This is a genomic window from Paenibacillus hemerocallicola, from assembly GCF_006265175.1.
Classification (GTDB): Bacteria; Bacillota; Bacilli; order Paenibacillales; family NBRC-103111; genus Paenibacillus_AB; species Paenibacillus_AB hemerocallicola.
The window spans coordinates 18915-32629 of the sequence record NZ_VDCQ01000007.1; the positions used below are offsets into that span (position 1 = coordinate 18915).

The 13715-nt window shown below is 57.2% G+C and carries 14 protein-coding genes; 2 read left to right on the top strand and 12 right to left on the bottom strand.

What is annotated here, in order from left to right:
- Positions 1-34: 34 nt before the first annotated feature.
- From FE784_RS06900 to FE784_RS06925, 6 genes are all read right to left on the bottom strand, one after another.
- Complete coding sequence (locus tag FE784_RS06900) at positions 35-1222, bottom strand: M20 metallopeptidase family protein (protein ID WP_139601410.1); 1188 nt, start codon at positions 1220-1222, stop codon at positions 35-37.
- Between the two features lie 467 nt (positions 1223-1689).
- The gene (sdaAA, locus tag FE784_RS06905) at positions 1690-2634 is read right to left on the bottom strand and encodes an L-serine ammonia-lyase, iron-sulfur-dependent, subunit alpha (RefSeq protein ID WP_139601411.1); all 945 of its coding nucleotides are present in this window, start codon (positions 2632-2634) and stop codon (positions 1690-1692) included.
- Positions 2631-3320 (bottom strand): L-serine ammonia-lyase, iron-sulfur-dependent subunit beta, encoded by a 690-nt coding sequence (gene sdaAB, locus FE784_RS06910; protein ID WP_139601412.1) that lies wholly within the window; start codon positions 3318-3320, stop codon positions 2631-2633. Before sdaAB ends, sdaAA begins: the two co-directional genes overlap by 4 nt.
- Positions 3321-3413: 93 nt before the next feature.
- Positions 3414-4481 (bottom strand): dihydrodipicolinate synthase family protein, encoded by a 1068-nt coding sequence (locus FE784_RS06915; RefSeq protein ID WP_139601413.1) that lies wholly within the window; start codon positions 4479-4481, stop codon positions 3414-3416.
- A 3-nt stretch (positions 4482-4484) separates the two neighbouring features.
- Positions 4485-5501, bottom strand: a complete 1017-nt coding sequence (locus FE784_RS06920) for an NAD-dependent epimerase/dehydratase family protein (protein ID WP_139601414.1) — start codon at positions 5499-5501, stop codon at positions 4485-4487.
- Positions 5502-5730: 229 nt separating this feature from the next.
- Positions 5731-6321, bottom strand: a complete 591-nt coding sequence (locus FE784_RS06925; RefSeq protein WP_139601415.1) for a TetR/AcrR family transcriptional regulator — start codon at positions 6319-6321, stop codon at positions 5731-5733.
- A gap of 97 nt (positions 6322-6418) precedes the next feature.
- Between FE784_RS06925 and FE784_RS06930 the strand changes: the two genes are divergently transcribed.
- Entirely contained in the window at positions 6419-6970 is a 552-nt protein-coding gene (locus tag FE784_RS06930; protein ID WP_139601416.1) for a hypothetical protein, read from the top strand.
- A 374-nt stretch (positions 6971-7344) separates the two neighbouring features.
- Here FE784_RS06930 and FE784_RS06935 read toward each other — a convergent pair whose 3' ends face one another.
- The 3 genes from FE784_RS06935 to FE784_RS06945 all read right to left on the bottom strand — a co-directional run bounded on the left by FE784_RS06935 (position 7345) and on the right by FE784_RS06945 (position 10313).
- Complete coding sequence (locus FE784_RS06935) at positions 7345-8964, bottom strand: MDR family MFS transporter (protein WP_281287030.1); 1620 nt, start codon at positions 8962-8964, stop codon at positions 7345-7347.
- A 50-nt stretch (positions 8965-9014) separates the two neighbouring features.
- Complete coding sequence (locus FE784_RS06940; protein WP_139601417.1) at positions 9015-9437, bottom strand: MarR family winged helix-turn-helix transcriptional regulator; 423 nt, start codon at positions 9435-9437, stop codon at positions 9015-9017.
- Between the two features lie 84 nt (positions 9438-9521).
- On the bottom strand, positions 9522-10313 hold the full coding sequence (locus FE784_RS06945) for an alpha/beta hydrolase family protein (RefSeq protein WP_139601418.1): 792 nt from the start codon (positions 10311-10313) through the stop codon (positions 9522-9524).
- A gap of 159 nt (positions 10314-10472) precedes the next feature.
- Between FE784_RS06945 and FE784_RS06950 the strand changes: the two genes are divergently transcribed.
- Positions 10473-10760: a YusU family protein gene (locus tag FE784_RS06950; protein ID WP_139601419.1), complete on the top strand. Its 288-nt coding sequence runs from the start codon at positions 10473-10475 to the stop codon at positions 10758-10760.
- Positions 10761-11401: 641 nt separating this feature from the next.
- On the opposite strand, the gene FE784_RS06955 is transcribed toward FE784_RS06950, so the two are convergent.
- The 3 genes from FE784_RS06955 to FE784_RS06965 form a co-directional block, all read right to left on the bottom strand.
- A complete protein-coding gene (locus FE784_RS06955; protein WP_139601420.1) occupies positions 11402-12181 on the bottom strand; it encodes an SDR family NAD(P)-dependent oxidoreductase in 780 nt (259 codons plus the stop codon).
- A gap of 135 nt (positions 12182-12316) precedes the next feature.
- Entirely contained in the window at positions 12317-12775 is a 459-nt protein-coding gene (locus tag FE784_RS06960) for a chemotaxis protein CheX (RefSeq protein ID WP_139601421.1), read from the bottom strand.
- Between the two features lie 300 nt (positions 12776-13075).
- Positions 13076-13684 (bottom strand): YitT family protein, encoded by a 609-nt coding sequence (locus FE784_RS06965; RefSeq protein ID WP_139601422.1) that lies wholly within the window; start codon positions 13682-13684, stop codon positions 13076-13078.
- Between the last annotated feature and the right edge of the window lie 31 nt (positions 13685-13715).

Sequence of the window (13715 nt, forward strand, 5' to 3'; positions counted from 1 at the left end):
GGCCGGCGGAAATAATCGCCGCCTGCAGCCTTCCTTAGGTTAATCGGTTTAGCGCGACGGCCGCAAGAAGAGAAGCTCCGAGCGGCAAGCAGTCTTCCTCGATCCGGAATTTCGGATGATGAAGCCCGTAGGCGTGCTCCGCCCCTTCCAGAGGACCGGACCCGAGCCAGAAGAAGCAGCCCGGCACGTTTTGCAAATAGAGCGAGAAGTCTTCGCCGGCCAGCGTCGGCGCCGCTTCGATACGGTTGTCCGCACCGATGACGGCTTCGACGGTCCGCTCGACGTGCGCGACGCAATCGTCGGCGCTAACGAGCACCGGCGTCATCTCGACGTAATCGACTTCGGCCTTGCAGCGATAAGCCTCGGCTATTTGGCCGGCAATACGGGTAATTCGCTCCTGCATTGTGCTCTGGACGCGCGGGGAGAACGTCCGAATCGTTCCGACCATCGAAGCGCGGTGCGGAATGACGTTATACGTGTCGCCGGCCTGTACGCTGCCGACCGTCACGACAACCGGATCGAAGGGCGATATTTCCCGGCTTACCGCCGTCTGCAGTCCCATTACGATGGCGGAAGCCGCGACGACCGGATCGATGCTTTGATCCGGAATAGCTCCATGGCCGCCTTTGCCCGTCAGCGATATTTCGAAGCGGTCCACGGACCCCATCAACGAGCCATACCGGGTGGCGACTTTGCCGACCGCCAGCGTAGGCAAATTATGCAATCCGTATATTTCGTCCACGCCGTCGAGCGCGCCTTCTTCGATCATGAGCCGGGCGCCGCGATTGATTTCTTCCGCGGATTGGAACAAGAAGCGGACGCTGCCGTTGATTTCGTCCTTCCGTTCCGCCAAAATGCGGGCCGCTCCCAGCAGCATCGTCGTGTGAGCGTCGTGTCCGCAGGCGTGCATGACGCCGGGGCGCCCCGATGCGAACGGCACGCCGCTTTCCTCCTCGATCGGAAGCGCATCCATATCGGCGCGAAGCGCAATCGTTTTACCCGGCTTGCCGCCGGACAGCTCGGCGACGATGCCGTGTCCGCCTACGCCGGTCTTGATCTCGAATCCGATCGCCCGCAATCGGTCCGCGACTTTCGCCGCCGTCTCCGATTCCTGCATGCTGAGCTCCGGATTGCGGTGCAAATCGCGCCGGAAATCGACCAGCTCGGATTCCATCCGTTGTCCCGCAGCGAGCAGCGGCTGCAGGGCGTTTGCTTGTGACATGAAGATCTTCCTTTCGTATCGCGTATCGTAACGGTTCGGTGCTATCGGGTCGAAACGGACTTCAACGTTCGCAGGGGCAATCGCCGCGATATTGGAAAACCATCTATCCCGTTATCATTATCATAATCGTACATTGGGATCAAATCGTCAACCATGCTTCCGAAACGATTCCGCGTATTCGCTGAATCCCGTCATTTTCGAGTTCATCCGCACATTGCGCCGGCGCCCTCGTTCCATTTCAAACGAATGAAATAGCGGAACGAAATCGTTCATGGCGCCCGGCTGACGTTCCTGCGTCAAGCCGCTCGTCCGAACATTAACCGCTCCGCTATTTAGCGTCCCCTGCCATTATCTTAACGAGCCAAGCCATCTTCTTTGACTTCGTAATTTATTCAAATGTCTTGCTGTTCCAACCCTTTAAGGGGATGGCAGCCGCTCTCCGGATCATTCCTTACCGGTATCCCATGCTAGTCTTTCTTCTCCGTTTGCGCGCCGGCATCGTTTCCGGCGGCATCCGCGGCCGTTTGCTTCGGCGAGCCTTTCCGGTACAGCTGATCCATGATCTTCTTGCCGGTCGGAGTTTGGGCCAGTCCGCCCTTCGCCGTCTCGCGGTGTTTCTCCGGCATGCTCGACCCGACTTCCAGCATCACCTGGATCACTTCATCCGACGGAATGACGCTGCGCACCCCGGCAAGCGCCATATCCGCCGCCGCCAGAGCGTTAACCGCCCCGAAGCCGTTGCGCACGATGCACGGTATTTCCACGAGCCCGCCCACCGGATCGCAGATGAGCCCAAGCGTATTTTTGAGCGCCAGCCCTACCGCGTGCGCCGCCTGGGACGGCGTGCCTCCGCGCAGCTCGGCCATCGCTCCGGCAGCCATGCCGATCGCCGACCCGACCTCCGCCTGGCAGCCGCCTTCGGCGCCGGAGACGAACGAATTGTTGGCGATGACGTAGCCGATCGCCCCGGCGGCGAACAAGGCATACGTCATCGTATCGTCATTCCAGCCGAACCGCTTCTGGCTGCTGACGAATACGCCCGGTATGATGCCGCACGAGCCGGCAGTCGGCGTCGCGATGATCCGCCCCATCGAAGCGTTTACTTCCGATACGGCCAGCGCGTTCGCCATCGCCTCCGCCGCAACGGCTCCGACGGACGTTTCATTGCCTTCCATATATTGCATAACCCGCTGGGCGTCGCGGCCGGTGAGCCCGCTGCGGGATGTCGTGTCCTCGGTCAACCCTTTGCGGACCGCTTCCTTCATGATCGCATAGTATTCGGACATTTTGCGGAATTCTTCCTGCTCGCTCCTGCCGGATTCGTTGGCCTGCTCTTCCAGCATAAGGCGGCCGAACGATTTGTTTTCCCGCTCGCACAGTTCGACCAACTGCTTCAGCGTACGAAATCTCATGGTGCTTCGCTCCCCCCATTTGCCGTCAAGTCGACCAAGCGGACATCGCGCACCGTTGCCAGCTGCGCAATCTCTTGGATTACGTCCTCCGTCAGGGAATTGTCCGTGTCGATGACGGTGAGCGCTTCTCCGCTGCGTCCTTTCCGGTCGACGGACATATGTCCGATGTTCACGTTCTCGCGGCTCAGTACACGGGTCACGTCGGCGATCATGCCCGGACGGTCATTGTGGAACAAAATCAGAGTGGGATACATGGCGGTAAACTTCACGTCGAATTCGTTCACGCCCAACATTTCTATATTGCCCCCGCCGATCGAAGCGCCGACCACGGTCACTTCCCGCTCTCCGCGACGCAAGATCAGTTTGGCCGTATTCGGGTGCGGAAACTGTCCTTTTCCCTCTTTAAATGCAATGTCCATTCCGAGATGCCCGGCAATCGCGAGCGAAGAGGGGATGCGGGAGTCGTCGGTGTCGAAATCGAGCAAGCCGCCCACGATGGCAAGATCGGTGCCATGGCCTCGATACGTATCTGCAAAAGACCCGTAAAACAAAATATCCGCCTTCTCCGGCAAATCGCCGAGAATGTGCCGCGCGACGCGTCCGATCCGGACGGCGCCCGCCGTGTGCGAGCTCGATGGTCCGACCATGGCCGGACCGATAATCGAAAAAACGTCTTTGAATCGCATTGGACTAACCCCTCATTCTGCCCCGTCTTTCCTCATTTTATTCCGAACGGACAAAAACGGACAGCGCTATTTCACTGTCCGCTTATGCGTTTATCAATCGGCCAGCCACTCGCTCAAATGCCGCCGGACGAACTCGTCGTCGTTCAGATGCGGGTAATCGCGGTACATCCGGTCGATTTCCTCCGTCTGGCCGGGGGACAGCACTTCGTGCGGATTCAGGCACCACGTGCCCTTCATGAGCCCTTGGCGGCGCAGCACCTCGTGAATGCCCGGGATGCAGCCGGCGAAATTGTGCGCAGGATCGAAGAAAGCCGCATTCGTTTCCGTCACTTCGATGTTGCGCGTCAGCCATTCTGCGGAAAGAGTCGCGTCGTTCCGCACCTGCTTGACTTCGTCAAGCAGCTCGACCGCTTTTTTCGTCCAAACGCACCAGTGGCCGAGCAGTCCGCCGACGATTTTTTTCTCGACCGTTTGTCCGTCGACGTTGAAACGGTATGTCGTCAGCAGATCGGTTACGATATTGTCGTCATTGCCCGTGTATAGCGCGATTTCGTCGCGGCGCTTGGAATAAGCTACCGCCCGTACGACGTCGATCGTCTGGTAGCGGTTGAACGGAGCCATCTTGATCGCGACGACGCCGTCGATGTCGGCGAGCTGACGCCAGAAGTCGAAGCTGAAAATACGGCCGCCGACCGATGGCTGCAAGTAAAAGCCGATGACCGGGATTTTCTCGGCAACCGCGCGGATCCGCTCGAGATGCTGCTCCTCGGTCCATTCCTTCAGACCGCCCATGCTGACGAGTCCGGCGTCATAGCCGATCTTGACGGCAATGTCCGCTTCATTCAGCGCTTGCGCGGTCGGACCGCAAATGCCGGCCACTTTGATAAACGGACGATCCAATCCCGCCCGATCCGCCTCTTCGGCGGCGAGACGGAGAACCGGCTCGTACAAATTATGCTGCGGCTCGCGGATTTCGAATTGCGTCGAGTGGACACCTACGGCAACGCCGCCGGCGCCTGCCGCGATATAATAACGGGTTAACGCCCGCTGATGTCTTTCGTCCAGCTTCCGCTCCTCGGTCAGCGCGAGCGGCTGGGCCGGGATGACAAGGCCGTCGTGCAGCGCCTTCACTTGCTCGGGGCTTAATGGTTTGCGGCTCATGGCTTAATATTTCCCCTCTCTTTCCTGGAAGTGGGTCGGCTTGTTCCACGTTTTGCCGTCGATTTCCACCCAATCCGCGATCCAGTCGATCATTTGAAGAATGCTGACGCGCGGGTAGCCGAACGTCTTGTGCGCTTTGGAGCAATTGCTGAGCAGCGCCGTGTCGGATTCTTGACCGGAAATATTCGCCTCGACGCCGAAACGTTTCGCGAACTCGCCCGCAACCCAGCGCATCGACAGCGTCTCCGGCCCGGACATGTTGAATACCGCAGGCGGCGTGCTGCACACATTCAGGCAGCGGATAGCCCATTCGTTGGCGTCTCCTTGCCACACGACGTTGAAGTGGCCCATCGAAACGTCAACCGGCAGTCCGGCTTTGACCGATCTGGCGATTTCCAGCAATACGCCGTAACGGAGGTCGATCGCGTAGTTCAGACGGTAGATGGCCATCGGGATATCGTAGCGGTGGGAGAAGCTTTCGAATACGCGCTCGCGGCCGAGACAGGACATGCCGTACTCGCCGTTGGCTCCCGGAGGCGTATTTTCCGTCGCGCCGCCGGAAAATACCGGCGTAAGCGGATATACGTTGCCCGTCGAGAATACGACGATGCGGGAGTTTCTATATTTTTCGGCTACGCGGCCCGGCAAATACGAGTTCATGGCCCAAGTGAAATGCTCGTTGCCCGTCGTGCCGAATTTGTTGCCGGCCATATAAATGACATTTTTGACGTCCGGCAGCTGCTGCAGCTGGTTGTCGTTCAGCAGGTCCACGCTGATCGTCTCGATCCCGTCCGCCTCCAGCTCCGCCTTCAGCTCTTTGTCGGAAAAGCGCGATGCGCCGTATATTTTTTTGTTCACGCCCGCTTGCTTCAATGCGTTTTGCGCCAGTCTCGCCAGACTCGGCCCCATTTTGCCGCCGATGCCGAGCAGCATAATGTCTCCGTCGATTGCTGCGATGTCTTTAACGAGCGCCTCGGAAGGCTCGGCCAGTTTGGCTTCTAATTCGGCAATTGTTTTCATAAGAACTCCCTTCGATTTGGCAAAATATAAACTTGCTTACCTTAAGATTAGGCTATATCGGTATTAAAAGACAAGTCTATTAAATGTCCATTAGTAACGCTTACACATAAGCGGGTTCCGGCTCATGCCAAAAAGCATCCGTCCGCCCTTGTCAGGCAACAGGATGCTGATTGCTACAACCGGCTGCCGCCGTCATCGGCGCAGACGGGATGAATATTCGGACGCCCGGTTAACGGAGAATACGATCGAGGTGGTAAGACACGACCTCCTTGATCCGTTCGCCGGTCAGACGCTCGGGGCATGTCACTCCGTGAACGACGAGCCCGTCCACCATCGCGTGCATTCTCTTCGCTTCGAGCTCCGCATCGATGCCCGGCTTCGTCAAGTCGAGGCGTATAAGATCGTCCGTGAGCTGGCGGAAGAGGGCATGAAGCGAATCGTGGACCTCGCGCAGCATCGCGCCCAGCGACGGATCGGCAATCGCCTTGCCCGCGAAGGCGAACCAAACCTGGCATTCGGCCAAACGGTCGTCGTCGAGCGGGACGAGCTCCGCAATGATCGCCTCCATTGCTTGGCGGGGACCGCCGTTCCACTCCATGCTCCTCAACCGGCTCTCCACTCTGTCCGAGACGAGTCTCATGGAAAAAGCGAGCAGCTCGGAATGCGTCGCAAAATAATGGCGAAGCGAGCCGAGCGACATTCCCGCCTCTTCGGCGACGTTGCGCACGGATACTTCGTCGATTCCTTTGCTGCGAATGATGCGCCAAGCGGCTTCCGCCAGCTGAATTCGGCGGCTGTCATGATTTACGATTTTCGGCATGCTCCGATTATATCACGGTTGTTTTTCATAATACAATCGTGTTAAAATAAATTCGGTTGTTTTAATACATTTGTATTGAAAAAGGAGTTTTACATCGATGATTACCGCATTTATTATAGGCTGCGAAATCGGCTTCTGGCTGTTCGTCCTGGCCGGTTTGTTCAGCCGATACGTACTGAAGCTGAAGCGATTGGGCTCCGTCTTGCTGCTGTGCACCCCTGTGGTCGATTTGGTGCTCATCGTCGCGACCGTTGTCGATCTGCGAAACGGGGCGACGGCGAATATAACGCACGGACTGGCCGCCGTCTATATCGGCGTTTCCGTCGCCTACGGACATCGGATGATCAAGTGGGCCGACGAACGGTTCGCCCACCGGTTCGCCGGAGGGCCTCCGCCCGCCCGGCCCCCCAAGCACGGCCGGGAGCATGCGATCCATGAAGCCAAGTTGTGGCTGCATCATCTCGTCGCTTGGGCGCTCGGCTGTGTGGTCCTGTATGCGATGGTCTGGTTTGTCGGGGACGAGCAGCGCACCTCCGCCCTGCTCTCCGTCGTAAAGCTATGGACGGTCGTGCTCGGCATCGATCTGCTCTGGAGCTTCAGCTACTTGATTTGGCCCAAGAAAGACAAAGCCGCTTCCCGGCAAGGATGAAGCTGTGTACTTTCTCTCTTGAAATCGCACAGAAAATAGCGGAACGTACGCACGTTATTTCTCCGAACGACGCCGTTGATGACACGATAACGGAATAGCGTTCCCTTATTTCTCCTCCACGGACACTTTTCTTCACCACAATCGGATATAACGGAACGCTGTTCCGCTATTTTCGGATATGTCGAGGAAAATGGAACTTTAACGGAATAGCGTTCCGTTATATGCGAAGACGCGTTAAAGGTCGTTCGCGGAATATAGCCAAAAAACGCTCCCCGACCATACGTAGACGGGAGCGTTTTTTGGATAAACATCAACATGCGGCAACTATCGATTCGAATGCGCCAGCATAATCCATGCCGAAGTTCCGGTGCCGGTCAGTGTACCGAAGCCTCCTGCAGCTTGTTCTCTCCCTTCTTCCGTTCGGACAGCTTGATCCGGCCGATCAACAAGGTCATGGCCGCCCCGAGCAGCACGAACACGAAGCCGAGCCAGAAAACGCTGTGCAAGGCGGTTACCATCGAGCTTTTCAGAATCGGCGATACCGCATCGATGAATTCCTTCGGCAGCTTGGCCAACGCTTCCGGACTGAGCAGCATCGAATACAAGCTTTGCGGATCGCTGTGGATTTTGGAGGCCATATCCGCCACCATCCCCGATTGATCCGGCATTTTGCTCAGCACGGGAGCCAAATCTTGCGTAAGCAGCTTGCTGGACTGATGATTCATAATCGCGCCGAGCACCGTCATCCCGAACGTCCCCCCGATCGAGCGGAAAAATTGGCTGGACGACGTTACGACGCCCAATTCCGATTTCGGGAAGCTGTCCTGGAGCGCCAGCGTCAATATCGGCATGACAAGCCCCATTCCGACGCCGAGCACGACCATAATGCCCGAAGCGCCCAGCTTCGTCGTTTCCATTCCCATGTTCGTCAGGAGAATGAAGCCTCCGGCCATGACGATCATTCCGATCATAATTTGCACGCGTACGCCGATTTTATACACAATCTGACCGCCGATAATGCTCGTGATGATCATGGTGATCATGAGCGGCGTCATGACGGTTCCCGAGGCCGAGGCGCTTACCCCGACGATCCCCTGCATGAACAACGGAACGAACATGATTGCCCCGAACATGCCGACCGACATCAGGAAGCCGACCGCGTTGATCGAGCTGAACACGCGGTTTTTGAACAGCCGGATCGGAAGAATCGGTTCCTTCGCTCTCGATTCGATGACGCCGAATGCGGCGAGAGACACTACGGCCAAAGCGAACAGGCCGATAATTTGCCAGGAGCCCCACGGGTAATCGACGCCTCCGAACGTGAGCGCCAGCAGCAGACTGACGACCCCGACGATCATCGTCGCCATGCCCGGAATGTCGAATACGACCTTGCCCGGCGCCTTATGCTTAGGCAGCGCCATGGCGATCAGAATCGTAGCGAGCACTCCCACGGGCAAATTGATGTAAAACACCCAACGCCAGTTGAGCGAATCGACGAGCCATCCGCCTACTTGAGGACCGATGACCGACGACAAGCCGAACAAGCCTCCGAATACCCCTTGCCACTTCGCGCGTTCCTTGCCGGTAAAAATATCGCCGATGATAATCATCGCCATCGGCATCATGATGCCCCCGCCCACACCCTGAAGGGCGCGGAACACGATAAGCTCCGTCATACCTTGAGCCATTCCGCACAAAGCGGATGCCCCTATAAAAATGACGAGACCGGTCACGTAAACGACTTTGCGGCCGATCAAGTCGGCCAGCTTGCCGGCGATCGGCACGACGACCGTAGAGGTCAGCATGTATGCCGTCGTAAGCCAAGCCATCAGGCCAAGCCCGCCCAGCTCGCCGACGATCCGCGGCATGGCGGTTCCGACGATCGTCTGATCGAGCGCGCCGAACAGCATCGCGATCATCAATCCGACAATGAGCAGCCCCCTCCGCTGCAGCGGCTGTTCCTCGTTCAACGGCTTTTCCCGCACTGTGTCCACACTTGCTCCTCCTTATGAAATTTTGCTTCCCGGGCTCGTCGCGCCGGACTTTACTTCGCAAGCTTTTCCAGTATGTTCAGAAATTGCTCCGCTTCGTCTTTGTCGATCTTGTCGAAATAGCGGCTGGCGATCTCAGCGCGGATTTGGTTCATCTGGACAAGCGCCTGCTTGCCTTGCTCGGTAAGCCGGATCAGCACGATGCGCCGATCCCTTTCGTCATGGCTTCGCTCCACGAAGCCGTGATTCACGAGACGGTCGATCATGACGGTGATCGCGCTCGGCTTCACTTCCATCTGCTCGGCCAATGCGGTAGCCTTGCACGGTCCTTTATCCCGAATCATATGCAGCATGAAAAATTGCGGCATCGTCAGCCCATACTGCAGCCTGCCGGAAAACTCCTGTACGATTTTGCGCTTGAATGACTCCATCGCGGAATGGAAACGATCGACATATCCTTGCGAATCGGCGCCCAACGATGCACCTCCCGTTTAATCGAAATTTATTTTCACACTTTAATATTTAAACTGTTTAAATTATAGTCCCGAGGAGTCCCACTGTCAATGGGAGATCCAGTTGAAAATCGTATCCAGCACCTGCTCGTCCTCATCCCGCGGAAAAACGTGAGCCCTTCCTTGATAAATGTTCATCGCAACCGGCTTGCCGGCCGCCTCCATCGCTTTGGCGAGCCGGTAAGCATGCTCCACGCCTACGTGCTCGTCGTCAGAGCCGTGAATAATGAGCACGGGCGAGCGGATTTGCCCGGCCCAGCATACGGGAGAACGGCTGCGGTACGCTTCCTCGTCTTTTTTCGGATGGCCGACGACCCGTTTCAGCATCCGCCTCAAATCGACCCGCTCTTCGTAGGTCAGCTGCAGGTCGCTGACCCCGCCCCATACGACTACGGGACCGACTCCCTCGCATTCCTTGGCCGCCAGCAGCGCCATGATCGCTCCCCGGGAAAAGCCGATCAACGGCACCGGGTCCGGGCCCGTCGCGGGAAGCGCGCGCAGCAAACGGATACCGGCATACAAATCGTAACGGTCCTCGCCGCCGAAATCTTCCCGCCCTTCCCCGCCTTCGTTCCCTCTGTAGAACGGAGCGAACACGGCGTATCCGCGCCTCGCCAATGTCGCGATCCTCGGGATGCGGACCATTCCGACGCCGCGTATGCCGCCTCGGCAGTATACGAGACCGGGCAGCGGTCCACTGGACTCGGGCGCGCACAAATACCCTTTTACCCGGAGCCCTTGACTGTAGTACGTCACTCGCTCCAGATTCAAACCTTCTGCCGGGTCCGGGAGCCGTTCCCGCTCAATAATCGTTCCATCCGTTTCCGAATATGGTGTCATGGCCGTCCCTCTATTTCTTGGATTGTAGGTTTAGCATGCCCTGCCAGCCCGCAAACCGCCGCGAACGGCAGGCCGCTTATGCGGGCGAAGGCGCTTTGACAACGCGTCTCCGTTCTCGTAGACTGAAAGTAACAATCGAGGCGAAAGGTGTCAAGAACTATGAATCCCGTATTTGATCGCGAGTTCGAAGCGTTGGTGGAGAAATTCGCAGAGCTTCTGACCGGCAAAACCAACCAGGAAACGGTCGAGAAAGTAAAAAAATGGGCCATCTACAACCATATCCACAAATCGATGCCGGCACTCGCGAGCCACTGGAACCAAAGCCATCCCGAAGCGAAGCAGGAAATACGCAAGCTGTTCGAAGAAATCAAAAGCTTGAACGAAGCGCAGCGGGCCGCACGCTCACGCTCGGAGACGTCCAAAGCTTCGGAAGACCAAGGCGAATAAAGCGTCGTTTTGACTGGTCAGGAAATCGTCTAACGCCATCCTACATACAGTTAGAGTCGATTAGGTCCTTAAGGCCTCGGCGCCGCTCTTCGGCGGGCCAGCTCGAAGGTCCGGCCCCGATTAATGAAGTTCACTTATTGCCTCTCTGCTTGCCGTTGCAAAGGCGATTTTCCGACCTCGAATGGTTCCACGCGGCGTGTCTGGAGAAATCCATCTTGCCAGATATCCGCGCATAGCTGATCAGCCCGTAAGGCACGCCCATGATCGGCTCATAAATAAACCTCCATCAAGTTGGCGATGGAGGTTTTTTCGCTATTTATTCGGGATTCCTCATCAGGTTCGATCCTCTTGGGACAGTCCCTTTTCCTCGCTCGTGTCTTTCCATTCAAGCTCTTCCCTCCGGCCCGGTCAAGCCGAGCACCGTATGTGTCCCTTTCGCATATCATGTCCCATATCGTTCCAACGATCGCGGCACGTTTTGAATGCGACGTCTTCGAACATACTGACAAGTAGAACATTTACTTTCCAAGGGAGTGAAGACCCTATGTATGAAAAAGACGGCAATGCGATCGCCGGATTGGTATGGGGCACCTTGTTCAGTCTACCGATCTGGGCGTCCGTTATCGGCCTGATCCTCTATTTCACTTCAAATTGAAAAACCGTCGGCTCACCCGTTCGAACGTCCGCGGGAACAAGTGAAACAGCTTGGCGCCGAAGCCGGCTATGCCCGGCAAATCCACTTCCGCCCGGTTCCGCTCCACCGCGCGCACGATCGCTCCGGCCACGCGGTCAGGCGTAAGCATCAGCTTTTTGACATTCGCCACGTAGCTGCCGGACGGGTCCGCCATGTCGAAGAAGGGCGTATCCACCGGTCCCGGGTTGATCGCCGTTACGGTAACGCCCGTTCCGGCCAACTCCTGCCGCAGGCTGTTGGTCAGTCCGAGCACCGCATGCTTCGTCGCGGAATAACCGGTCGATTTGGCCGTGCCGATTTTCCCGGCCATGGAAGCGACGTTGACGATGTTCCCGTCGCCCGCCGCGAGCATGGCCGGAAGCACCGCTTTCGTGCAGCGGACGATACCCATGTAGTTGACGTTCATCATGCTCTCGAAATGCTCGGGCCGGGTGAGCTCGAACCGTTCGAATATCCCGAAGCCGGCGTTATTGACGAGTACGTCTACCCGGCCGTGCCGTTCGTAGACAAGCTTGAACGCAGCTTCGACGGAATCGGACGAAGACACGTCCAACTCGTACGCCGCGCACCGTCCGCCCAGTCGTGCGGCGATTTCGTCCAGCTTCGCGCGATTTCGGGCCATCAGCAGCGGGATGCCTCCTCGCCCGGCGACAAGCACCGCCGTTCTCTCGCCGATTCCGCTGGAAGCTCCCGTGATGGCCACCACTTTGCCGTTCCAATCGTTCATGCAATCCCCGTCCTTTCGCTCGACCTGCTCGACCTGCTCGACCTGCTCGGCATACCTGCCCCTTCCGCTAACGAAAAAAGAGGCTGCTTGCGCACCCTCTCCGCCTAGTATGTACATTTCCGCAAAACGGTGCCGTTACGAAATCAGTACTTTGATATCCAGCTGGCCGATATGCTCCATCATGAGCGGGATCGTTAGCGCTTTCGTAGGCGTGAAGCCTGCGGCCGCTGCGGTCTGAATCAGCTTCGGCGGGGTAATATCGACGCGTACCCCCTGATTGTACAGGATCGTGCTGGCATTGCCGCTGATCATGTTGCCCAGCTCCGAGATCGCGCTTTGGGACATCTCGTCCATCTGCGTCACGGAAAATCCGCCCATCATGGCGGATACGAGCTTCAGCGCCACATCCTCGTGAAGTCCGAAGACGATGTCGCCCTGCATTTGTCCCGACATCCCGATCTGGATCCAAATATGGTTTTCCACGAATTTGACGTCTTTAATACCGAGTTGCCCGGTTGTCGGACGCACGTTGATCAGTTGCTCCAGTACGATTCTCGCTGACTCCAGAAACGGGTTGATGTACTCGGCCTTCATTACATAGAGTCCCCTTTCGACAAAATTCTGGGAGTTTCACGTTCCCGGCCCTATTTCTCCAAAACTATCGATTCCTTTGGGGTAATAGGCGCCATTTTCTTCCCGGCACAAAAAACGGCCGCATGCTCGCGGCAGCTCGTCCGTCCTGCAAACCTGCAAAAGGACTTTTTCTAATTATACTCGAGTTTCCTGAACCTGTATATAGGATGTCATCGTCCAAACGTCCCTGCGGGAATGCTTTTCATGCCGAAAGGTCCCGCCGGGTGTCGTTTTTCGTTCGATCCTCCGACCTAAATTTCGTCAATTTTTTTTCAAAAAAATATGGATACTTCGACCTAACGGCTTGCGTCTCGAGTACCGAACGGTCGCCACGAACACGATGAGTATCGTAACGAGCGAGAAAAATGTCCGATTGAAGCCGATTACGCTCAGTCCCGCCAGCAGCACGGCGACGTCCACCATCAAAATGAATACCGCGGCGGGAAAGCCCGTACGGTCGGCCACGACTTGACCGAGCAGATCCGTCCCCCCGGAGTTCGTCCGGTACGACAGCATCGTGCCTACCCCCATTCCGATCAGCCACCCGCCGAGAAGGGCGTGCACGGGCATGCCGAACCGAAACCATCCGGCGACGGGAGACAGCAGGTCGATCAGCAGCGAGGTGACCAGCAATCCGTTTATCCCGTTCATAAACAACGCTTTATCGTAAAAAAACACGCCGACGAATACGGGCGCGCTAATAAGCAGAACCGTCAATCCGGGCAGCAGTCCGAAATGATAGTTCAGCAGCAGTCCGATTCCGATGAACCCTCCGTCGATAAGCCGATACGGCGCCAGAAAGGCGTCCACCCCGAAAGCTACTGCCGAGCTGCCCAGCACCACCGCCACGAACTGCAGAAAAAACTGCAATTTGAATTCCTCCCCGCCCCTTGTCCCTTTG